The 9,458-nt window shown below is 66.6% G+C and carries 9 protein-coding genes and 2 pseudogenes; 5 read left to right on the plus strand and 6 right to left on the minus strand.

What is annotated here, in order from left to right; all coding sequences use genetic code 11:
- The first annotated feature begins 26 nt into the window (after nt 1-26).
- Nucleotides 27-749 carry an acetoacetyl-CoA reductase gene (phbB, locus tag ENN83_RS16570; protein WP_287188925.1) on the plus strand — a complete coding sequence of 241 codons (723 nt, stop codon included), beginning with the start codon at nt 27-29 and terminating at the stop codon, nt 747-749.
- A 162-nt stretch (nt 750-911) separates the two neighbouring features.
- A pseudogene (locus ENN83_RS16575) lies at nt 912-1,608 on the plus strand (EamA family transporter).
- On the opposite strand, the gene ENN83_RS16580 reads toward ENN83_RS16575, so the two are convergent.
- The 3 genes from ENN83_RS16580 to ENN83_RS16590 form a co-directional block, all read right to left on the minus strand.
- Entirely contained in the window at nt 1,599-1,766 is a 168-nt protein-coding gene (locus tag ENN83_RS16580; RefSeq protein WP_287188911.1) for a YdcH family protein, read from the minus strand. The pseudogene ENN83_RS16575 and the gene ENN83_RS16580 overlap by 10 nt on opposite strands.
- Nucleotides 1,767-1,870: 104 nt before the next feature.
- Nucleotides 1,871-2,632: a tRNA1(Val) (adenine(37)-N6)-methyltransferase gene (locus tag ENN83_RS16585; RefSeq protein ID WP_287188913.1), complete on the minus strand. Its 762-nt coding sequence runs from the start codon at nt 2,630-2,632 to the stop codon at nt 1,871-1,873.
- Complete coding sequence (locus tag ENN83_RS16590) at nt 2,629-2,850, minus strand: DUF2007 domain-containing protein (RefSeq protein WP_132695122.1); 222 nt, start codon at nt 2,848-2,850, stop codon at nt 2,629-2,631. The genes ENN83_RS16585 and ENN83_RS16590 overlap by 4 nt, the downstream gene beginning before the upstream one ends.
- Before the next feature lie 56 nt (nt 2,851-2,906).
- Between ENN83_RS16590 and ENN83_RS16595 the strand changes: the two genes are divergently transcribed.
- A complete protein-coding gene (locus ENN83_RS16595) occupies nt 2,907-3,908 on the plus strand; it encodes a polyprenyl synthetase family protein (RefSeq protein ID WP_287188916.1) in 1,002 nt (333 codons plus the stop codon).
- A 12-nt stretch (nt 3,909-3,920) separates the two neighbouring features.
- Here the strand turns inward: ENN83_RS16595 and ENN83_RS16600 are convergent, their stop codons facing one another.
- The 3 genes from ENN83_RS16600 to ENN83_RS16610 all read right to left on the minus strand — a co-directional run bounded on the left by ENN83_RS16600 (nt 3,921) and on the right by ENN83_RS16610 (nt 8,212).
- Nucleotides 3,921-4,760: a 4-(cytidine 5'-diphospho)-2-C-methyl-D-erythritol kinase gene (locus tag ENN83_RS16600; protein ID WP_287188918.1), complete on the minus strand. Its 840-nt coding sequence runs from the start codon at nt 4,758-4,760 to the stop codon at nt 3,921-3,923.
- Nucleotides 4,750-6,399 (minus strand): tetratricopeptide repeat protein, encoded by a 1,650-nt coding sequence (locus tag ENN83_RS16605; RefSeq protein WP_287188920.1) that lies wholly within the window; start codon nt 6,397-6,399, stop codon nt 4,750-4,752. The genes ENN83_RS16600 and ENN83_RS16605 overlap by 11 nt, the downstream gene beginning before the upstream one ends.
- 163 nt (nt 6,400-6,562) lie before the next feature.
- Nucleotides 6,563-8,212 carry an electron transfer flavoprotein-ubiquinone oxidoreductase gene (locus ENN83_RS16610; protein ID WP_287188922.1) on the minus strand — a complete coding sequence of 550 codons (1,650 nt, stop codon included), beginning with the start codon at nt 8,210-8,212 and terminating at the stop codon, nt 6,563-6,565.
- Nucleotides 8,213-8,491: 279 nt separating this feature from the next.
- Between ENN83_RS16610 and greA the strand changes: the two genes are divergently transcribed.
- Together greA and ENN83_RS16620 are read left to right on the plus strand one after the other, a co-directional pair.
- Nucleotides 8,492-8,962: a transcription elongation factor GreA gene (gene greA, locus ENN83_RS16615; protein WP_287188927.1), complete on the plus strand. Its 471-nt coding sequence runs from the start codon at nt 8,492-8,494 to the stop codon at nt 8,960-8,962.
- An 18-nt stretch (nt 8,963-8,980) separates the two neighbouring features.
- Nucleotides 8,981-9,458: pseudogene (locus ENN83_RS16620) on the plus strand (hypothetical protein); the annotation flags it as partial.

Genomic DNA, 9,458 nt, shown 5'->3' on the forward strand with positions numbered 1-9,458 from the left:
CAATCGACACCCATTCTGGAGGAATCATGGCAAGAGTTGCACTCGTCACCGGCGGCAGCCGCGGCATCGGCGCGGCGATCAGCAAGGCGCTGAAGGCGGCGGGCTACACGGTCGCGGCGACCTATGCCGGCAATGACGACGCCGCGAAGAAGTTCGCCGAGGAAACCGGCATCCCCACCCACAAGTGGAATGTGGCCGATTACGAGGCGTCCAAGGCCGGGATCGAGAAGGTCGAGGCCGAGCTCGGGCCGATCGACGTGGTGGTGGCGAACGCGGGCATCACCCGCGACGCCCCGTTCCACAAGATGACGCCCGAACAGTGGAAAGAGGTGATCGACACCAACCTGACGGGCGTGTTCAACACCGTCCACCCGATCTGGCCCGGCATGCGCGAGCGCAAGTTCGGCCGGGTGATCGTGATTTCCTCGATCAACGGGCAGAAGGGCCAGTTCGGCCAGGTGAACTATGCCGCGACCAAGGCGGGCGATCTGGGCATCATCAAGTCGCTGGCCCAGGAGGGCGCGCGCTTCGGCATCACCGCGAACGCGATCTGCCCGGGCTACATCGCCACCGAAATGGTGATGGCGGTGCCCGAGAAGGTGCGCGAGGCGATCATCGCCCAGATCCCGGCCGGTCGTCTTGGCAAGCCCGAGGAAATCGCGCGCTGCGTGGTGTTCCTGGCCTCGGACGAGTCGACCTTCATCAATGGCTCGACCATCTCGGCTAACGGCGCGCAGTTCTTCGTCTGAACGCGGACCTCTGCGATCACGGGGGCGGCCCATCGGGGCCGCCCTTTCTTCATGCCCGCGTGCCGCGGGCGCGCTGCGCGCCTGGGTATTTTTTCCAAGAAGAAGACAGGAGGGCGCGAACCGCTCTGGGCGGCGCGGCGCGACCGGTATAGAGGACGCGCCATGTCCCCGTACCGCGCCACAGCCATCGGATTTCTTGCCGTCCTGCTCTGGGCGCTTCTGGCGCTGTTGACCGTGGGTTCGGCGCCGGTGCCGCCATTCCAGCTCAATGCGATCTGTTTTGCCATCGGGGGCGCGGTCGGGCTGGTCTGGGTGGCCGCGACCAGCGAGCGGCTGCGGGCGGGCCATGTGATCGGCGCGGTGGCCGGTTTTGCAGGGGCGGCACTGATCGTGGCGCGGGGGGGCAGCCGGGTTCGACGGCGCGGCGCTGCCCGGCTACGGGCTGGCGCTGCTCTGCGCGTTGACCTGGTCGAGCTATTCCGTTCTGTCGTGTCGGCTGGGCGAGATCCCGACAGCAAGCGTCGCGGCGTTCTGCCTTGCCACCGCCGCATTGTCGCTGCCGCTTCACCTGGTGCTGGAGGAAACGGTCTGGCCGGAATCGGGTGTTGGCTGGTTCAGCGTGCTGGCGCTGGGGCTGGGGCCAGTGGGGGTGGCCGTTTATGTCTGGGACATCGAGGTGAAGCGCGGCGACATACAGCTTCTGGGGGTGGCCAGCTAGGCCGCGCCGCTTTTGTCCACGCTGATCCGCGTGGGCGCGGGGATCTCGGCCCCCACGCCGGTCCTTGTTGCCGCTACGGTGCTGATCACCGGCGGCGCCGCGCTGGCCGCCCGGGCCGGCGCACGGCACGATCAGGCCTGAGACAGCCTTTCGATCTGTTCCTTGAGCCTGAGTTTCTGCTTCTTGAGGTCCGCGATACGGAAGTCATCCGCCGACGGCGTTCGCTGCGCCTCCTCGACCTGGTCCGAGAGCGCCTGGTGCTTGCGGCGGAGTTCCTGAAGATGCGAACTCACGTTCATGGTCGGTGCTCCTCTCCTTGTGTCATCGAACCTTTACAGTGCAGCACGAAAAACGAGTCGTGTCACCTCCTTGAAAATGACGGATTCGCGCATAACGGGTTTCGTCAGACCGGCCATGGGAGTGCGGCGCCCCGACGCAGGACATCGGAGATGGTCGGAACATAGCTGTCGCCATCCCGTTCGTGCCGGGAGCCTTCGTGGAGAATCAATGGGCTATGCAACCTGAAGGCGCTCTTGCCACCCTTTCTCGCGCGCAGGAGGACAAGTTTGGCGGGGCGGCCGGGGCGGGCTGCCAAGGGCAGGATCTCCACACTACCTAAACGTGTATCCAGGGTCCCCAGCAGCCCGGGCAGCCGCTCGGCGCGCTGGATCAGCGTGAGCCAGCCGCGGGGGGCAAGGCGGCGGGCGGCGGTCTCGACCCAAAGTGCCAGCGGCGTCGCCTCGCCCAGCGCTGTCTCGCGGCCCGGATCGGGAGCGGCGCTGCCGCGCGCGCGCAGGTGGTAGGGCGGGTTGGCGATGACATGATCGAAACCGCGCGCGCGCAAGGATGCGGGCAGCGCCGCCAGATCGGCGGTCACGATGTCGAGAGCGATGCCGTTCGCGCGGGCATTCCCGCGCGCCAGCTCGGCATAGACGGGTTGCAATTCCACCCCGGTCAGCGTCAGCCCCGGCACTCGAACGCCGAGGCAGAGGCTGGCCACCCCGACGCCGCAGCCCAGTTCCAGCACCGACTGCCCCGGCGCGGCAGGCACCGCGGCGGCCAGCAGAACCGGGTCGATCCCGGCGCGATAGCCTTGCTCTGGCTGGCGGATCGACAGCTTGCCACCCAGGAACGCATCGCGCGTGAGCCCCTCCACCGGCCTCATCCGCTTTCGGGCAGATCGATGCCGTTGTCACGCAAGACGGCGCGGGCACGGAACAGGTCGCGGTCGGCCACCATGATCCGGCGCGGCAAAACGCCTATCGAGCCCTCAAGTATGCTCATGTGGACATCCATCTGAAAGCAGACTATCTCCTCGCCTTGTAGAAGTGCCGAGACGAAGGCGATGATCGTCGGGTCGTTGGTGCGGATGAGTTCCTTCATGACAGCGAGTTAAGGCCAGAGCGCCCCGCTTGTCGAGCAACCCTGACGAGGCCGTGATGGGCTTGGACAACGCAGTCACGAAACCGCATGAACGGCTGGCCGCTCTGCTGAGCGAGGAAATGGCCGCCGTCGACAGGCTGATCCGGGAACGGATGCGGTCGGATCATGCCCCGCGGATCGAAGAGGTGGCCGCGCATATCGTGAGTGCGGGTGGCAAGCGCCTGCGCCCGATGCTGACCATCGCGGCGGCGCGGATGTGCGGCTATGACGGGCCCTATCACGTCTACCTGGCCGCGACGGTCGAGTTCATCCATACCGCGACGCTGTTGCATGACGATGTGGTGGACGAAAGCGGCCAGCGCCGCGGACGGCCGACCGCGAACCTGCTCTGGGACAACAAGTCGAGCGTGCTGGTCGGCGATTACCTGTTCGCGCGGTCCTTCCAGTTGATGGTGGCGCCGGGCAATCTGCAGGTGCTGGACATCCTGTCGAACGCCGCCGCGGTGATCGCGGAAGGAGAGGTGCTGCAACTGACCGCGGCGCGCGATCTTGCGACGACCGAGGATGTTTATTTCAAGGTGATCCGTGGCAAGACCGCGGCGCTGTTCGCAGCGGCGACCGAGGTCGGCGGCGTAATCGCAGGCATGCCCGAGGATCAGGTGCGCGCGCTCTACACTTACGGCGATGCGTTGGGCGTGGGCTTCCAGATCGTTGACGACCTGCTGGACGTGGCAGGCGATGCCAAGGCGACCGGCAAGAATATCGGCGACGATTTCCGCGAGCGCAAGCTGACGCTGCCGATCATCAAGGCGGTTGCTGCGGCCGATGACGAGGAACGCGCGTTCTGGAAGCGCACGATCGCCAAGGGCGACCAGCGCGAGGGTGATCTGGAACACGCGCTGGACCTGATGCACAGGCGCGGCGCCATCGAGGCGACGCGGATTGAGGCGCTGGCCTGGTCGGCACGGGCGAAAGAGGCGCTGGACTGCCTGCCCGATCACGAGATCCGGGACATGTTGAGCGATCTGGCCGATTTTGTGGTGGCGCGGATCAGCTGATCCCGTTTCACGTCAGAGAGTGAAGGGTTCGCCGGCGGCGACCCACCATCCGAGGTTCTCGGCACGCAGGGCCGCGGCGGCGACCTCGGCTTCGGCGCGGGTGTCGAAAAGCCCGAAGCAGGTGGCCCCCGAACCTGACATCCGGGACATGTGGCAGCCCGGACTGGCGCCAATTGCCTTCAGAACCGCGCCGATCACAGGTGCCAACACCATTGCGGGGGCCTCCAGGTCGTTACGCTGGGTCTTCAGCCAATGCGCCATGGTCGCAGCGCTTGCCCAGCCCGGCGGATGCGGCATGGCCGGGTTGTCCTTGCGGGTCAGCGCCTTGAACACCGCGGGCGTGGGCACCTCGACGCCCGGGTTCACCAGAACCAACCCCATCGCGGGCAGGCGCGGCCCCTCGGTGATCTCCTCGCCGACGCCGCGCATGCGCAGCGACCGCGGCGCAAGGCAGACTGGCACATCGGCACCCAGCGACAGCACCGCCTGCGGCTCCGGCAGGGCCATGTCCCAAAGTTGCGCAAGACCGCGCAGCGCCGCCGCGGCATCGGACGAGCCCCCGCCGATCCCCGCCGCAGCGGGCAGGTGCTTGTCCAGCGTGATCGCTGCGCCCCGGCCCGGCCCGAACAGCGCCGCGGCCTTCAGCACCAAGTTGCGCCCGTCCGTGGGAACACCCTCGGCGCGGGGGCCGGTGACGGTCAGCGTCAGATCGTCGGCGGGCGCCAGCGTCAGCCGGTCGCCGCAATCGGCAAAGACCACAAGGCTGTCGAGCAGATGATAGCCATCTGCCCGCTGTCCGGTGACATGCAGGGTCAGGTTGATCTTGGCAGGCGCGAAGGCCTCAACCGTCATTGGCCGGATGCAGGGGCGGCGCCCCTTCTTCCTTGAGCACCTTGTCGAGCCCCACGTCCAGCTTGCGGCGGATGCGGTTGGCCTCGTCCTCCTCGGGGTCGAAGGACAGCGCGCGGTGCCACTGGAACCGCGCCTCGTTGCGCCGCCCCACGGCCCAGTAGACATCGCCCAGATGGTCGTTGACGATCGGATCGACCGGCATCAGTTCGGCCGCCCGTTCCATATGCGGCACCGCCTCGTTGTAGCGGCCCAGCCGGTACAGCACCCAGCCCAGGCTGTCGGTGATATAGCCGTCATCGGGCCGGGCGGCGACGGCGCGTTCGATCATGTCGAGCGCCTGATCGAGATTGGTCTTCATCTCGACCCAGGAATAGCCCAGATAGTTCAGCACCTGCGGCTGATCGGGTTCCAGTTCGAGGGCCTGAAGGAAATCGGCCTCGGCCCTGTCCCAGATGTCCAGCCGCTCATGCGTGATGCCGCGGACGTAGTAGACGATCCACTGGCCGCGGGCGGGCTCGTCGAACAGCGCGATCGCCGCGTCGTAGGCTTGCCGCGCTTCCTCGTAACGTTCCTGGCTGCGGAACGTGTCGCCCAGCGTCACATGGACGATGGCGATGTCGGGAAATTCCGCGGCCAGCGCCTGAAGAACCCCAATCGCAGCATCGATATCGCCCGCCTTGCGCATCGCTTCGGCGCGGCCGAGCTCGGCGGCGTAGAAGGCCGGATCCTCCGCCCCGAGACGGGCATAGGCGGCGATGGCAAGTTCGTACCGCTCCTGTGATTCCAGAAGGTTGGCGGACAGCAGAACCGCATCGGTATTGGCTGGGGCAAGGTATTCGGCAAGCCGGGAATAGACCAGCGTGTAGCTGTCCATCGCATCGCCGTTCAGCGCGCCCGCGACGGTGTAGAAGATCTCGGCTGCCCCCTCGGTCGCGTCGCGCACGACATCGAAGGGCAGCGGCTCATCCGCAGCCAGCCGCGTACTCAGCCGGGTCACCCCGGGATCGGTTTCGCTGCCGAAGGCCATCTCGACCAGTTCCAGCGCATCCGAATTGCGTTCGAGCTGGCTGAGAACCTGTGCGTGGGCGATCACGCCGCGCCGGGTCGCGCGCAACGGCCCCTCGGCCTCACCGGACAGGATCAGGTCGGCCCCCTCGAAATCGCCCGCCGCGGCCAGCGCCAGCGCCTTGTGGTACAGCCCGAACGTCCTGAGCCCGGACTGCGCAGAGGCCGCGTCGAAGGCCTCCAGCGCTTCGGACATGCGGCCCTGCCCGAACCGTGCCCAGGCGCGGATCAGCGCATCGACCAGCGGCGCGGCACTGCGCCCGGCCTCCATGTCGGCCAGCACCTCGTCCCAGGCGCCGCGCTTCATCTGCTCGGCAATAATGACGAGGTTCGCGATCTGACTGGAATGGCCGCCGCTTTCCAGACGCCGCGCGATCGGCACCGCGCGGTCAAGCTCGCCAAGTCCGACATGGGCGGTCAGGGCGTTTTCCAGGAGGAACGGATTGGACGGATCGCGCGCCAGTGCGGCGTCGAAATAGCGCGCCGCCTCGGCGTAGTCGCTGTACATGCTGGCCTGGCGCGCGGCCAGATAGGCCCCGGCAAGACCCTCCTGCGCGCGGACGGGGGCGGCCAATGTCAGGGCAGAGAGCCCGACAGCGGCGAGAAGGGCGAAACGCGGAAGGCGGACGGCCAAGGAGATACTCCAACTGATATGGACAAACCTAGAGCCCGGCGCCGGGCAAGGCAATCCGCCGCCCCGAACCGCCCCCCGAAACCCTGCCCCCGTCGCACGGATGTTACATGTTCGGATAGTTCGGCCCGTCGCCACCCTGCGGCGTCACCCAGGTGATGTTCTGGCTGGGATCCTTGATGTCACAGGTCTTGCAATGGACGCAGTTCTGGAAGTTGACGACGAATTCCTTGGTGCCGTCCTTCTCGACCACCTCGTAGACGCCCGCCGGACAATAGCGCTGCGCGGGTTCCGCGAATTCGGGCAGGTTCACCCGGATCGGCAGGGCCGGATCGGCCAGCCGCAGGTGGCTGGGCTGGCTTTCCTCGTGATTGGTGAAGGAAAACGCCACGTTGGTCAGCCGGTCGAAGCTGAGCACGCCATCGGGCTTGGGGTAGTCGATCTTGGGAAAATCCTTGGCCTTTCCGGTATGGGCGGCGTCGGTCTTGGCGTGGTGCAGCGTGCCCAGCGGGTTCCAGCCGGTCAGGTTGGCCATCCACATGTCGAACCCGCCCAGCGCCGTCGCCATCAGGTTGCCGTAATGCGACCAGAGCGGCTTGACGTTCCGGACCCGCTTCAGGTCCCTGGCGATGGCGCCCGCATGCAGCGCGGTGTCGTAATCCTCCAGCGTATCGCCCGCGCGACCCGCACGGATCGCCGCGACCGCGGCCGTCGCCGCCTCGATCCCCGACATCATCGCGTTGTGGTTGCCCTTGATCCGCGGCACGTTCACCAGCCCCGCGGCACAGCCCAGCAGTACGCCGCCGGGGAACGCCGCTTTCGGGATCGACTGGTAGCCACCCTCGGAAATCGCCCGCGCGCCATAGGCCACGCGCTTGCCGCCCTTCAGCAACTCGGCCACGACCGGGTGATGCTTGAATCGCTGGAACTCCATGTAGGGGTAAAGATGCGGGTTCTCGTAGTTCAGGTGCACCACGAAACCGATGAAGATCTGGTTGTTCTCGGCGTGGTAGATGAACGAACCGCCACCGGCATTGCCGTCAAGCGGCCAGCCCATCGTGTGGGTGACCGTGCCCTCGCGGTGCTTGGCGGGGTCGATCTCCCAGATCTCCTTCATGCCGATGCCGTATTTCTGCGGGTCGCGGCCTTCCGACAGGCCGAATTTCGCGATCACCTGCTTGGACAGCGATCCACGCACGCCTTCGGCAAGGAAGACATACTTGCCGCGCAGCTCCATGCCCGGTTCGTAATTCGGCCCCGGCGTGCCATCGGCCTGCCGCCCGAACTCGCCCGCGACGACGCCTGCAAGGCGGCCATCCTCACCCCAGACGACTTCCGAACAGGACATGCCGGGGAAGATCTCGACGCCAAGCTCCTCGGCCTGTTCGGCCAGCCAGCGGCAGACACGGCCCATCGAGACGATGTAGTTGCCATGGTTCGACATCAGGGGCGGCATCAGCCAGTTGGGAAACCGGATCTGGCCCTTTTCGCTGAGAAACAGGAAATTGTCCTCGCGAACCGGCACGCTGACCGGCGCACCGCGTTCCTTCCAGTCGGGGAAAAGCGCGTTCAGGCCAATGAGATCCAGAACCGCGCCCGACAGGATATGCGCGCCGACCTCGGAGCCCTTTTCAAGCACCACGACGGACAGATCGGAATCGAGCTCCCTGAGCCGGATCGCGGCAGAAAGGCCCGCAGGCCCCGCGCCCACGATAACGACGTCATATTCCATCGATTCCCGTTCGATCTCGGCCATGGAACTTCCCCTCTCGAACGGCACGGGCGCCGCCCCCACGTCATGCTACCGCAAACCGTTAGCGCAGGCGGCGGGGCAGTTCAATCGCAACGCAACAAGATTTCGCTGCAGAGCGGCATTGCGCAACGGAACGCCCCCGGAGGCTTGGCGGAACGGCGCTTGCGGCTGGTGATGCACTCTTGCAATCCGCGCCGCTCTCGGTTCAGGTGAACCGGAACCCAACCGCTGGCGGGCTGCAGTTTGCGCCCGCCTTGTTCTCTTTAAATGCCGAAGAGTGCCATGGAAAAGATAGCTATGACCCGCGCGGGCCACTCCGCGCTGGATGAAGAACTGAAGACGCTCAAATCCGTCGAGCGTCCGGCCGTGATCCGGGCGATCGCAGAGGCGCGCGAGCATGGCGACCTGTCGGAAAATGCCGAGTATCATGCCGCGCGCGAGAAGCAGAGCTTCATCGAAGGCCGCATCAAGGAGCTTGAGACGCTCTTGTCCCGGGCCGAGGTGATCGACCCTGCGAAGCTGTCCGGGCCGATCAAGTTCGGCGCCACCGTGACGCTGGTCGACGAGGACACGGACGAGGAACGGACCTACCAGATCGTGGGCGAGGCCGAGGCAGATATCGAGAAGGGCCTGCTGAACATCAATTCGCCGCTGGCCCGCGCGCTGATCGGCAAGGAGGAAGGCGACAGCATCGAGGTGCGCACGCCGGGTGGCGAACGCGGCTACGAGGTGCTCAAGATCCGCTACGTCTGAGGACGCGGGAGCCGTTGCATGGCTTGGGAAAAGCAGGACAAGTCGTTCGGCCCGGGAAGCTTCACGCGCCCGGGCCGCGATAACGGAATCACGACAACGGATGTCGTGGCGGCGGTCCTGTCCGTGCTCTGGCTGGCCGTGGCGGGAAGTTTCCTTGCCTTCGGGCGCGGGGCGGACGGGGGCGCCGGCGCCCTGGGCTTCGTTCTGCTGCTTCTGGCGATGGTGACGCCGCTTGCGCTGATCTGGGTGGGCGCGGCCACGATGCGCAGCGCGCGCATCCTTCGCGAGGAGTCGGCGCGGCTGAGCGCGGCGCTGGATGCCCTGCGCCAGAGCCAGATCCAGCAGCAGCGCGCCGGGGGCACCGATCCGCGTCCGACCCTGGAAAGACGGATCGAGGAAATCGCCGAGGCGCAGCGCAAGACCGAAACCGTCGTCGCGACCTTCGTTTCGACCCGCGCGCGCGAGGCGGCCGCAGAACCGCCCCCCGCGCCCGCCC

The organism is Rhodovulum sp. (genome assembly GCF_011048875.1).
GTDB classification, from domain to species: domain Bacteria; phylum Pseudomonadota; class Alphaproteobacteria; order Rhodobacterales; family Rhodobacteraceae; genus Rhodovulum; species Rhodovulum tesquicola.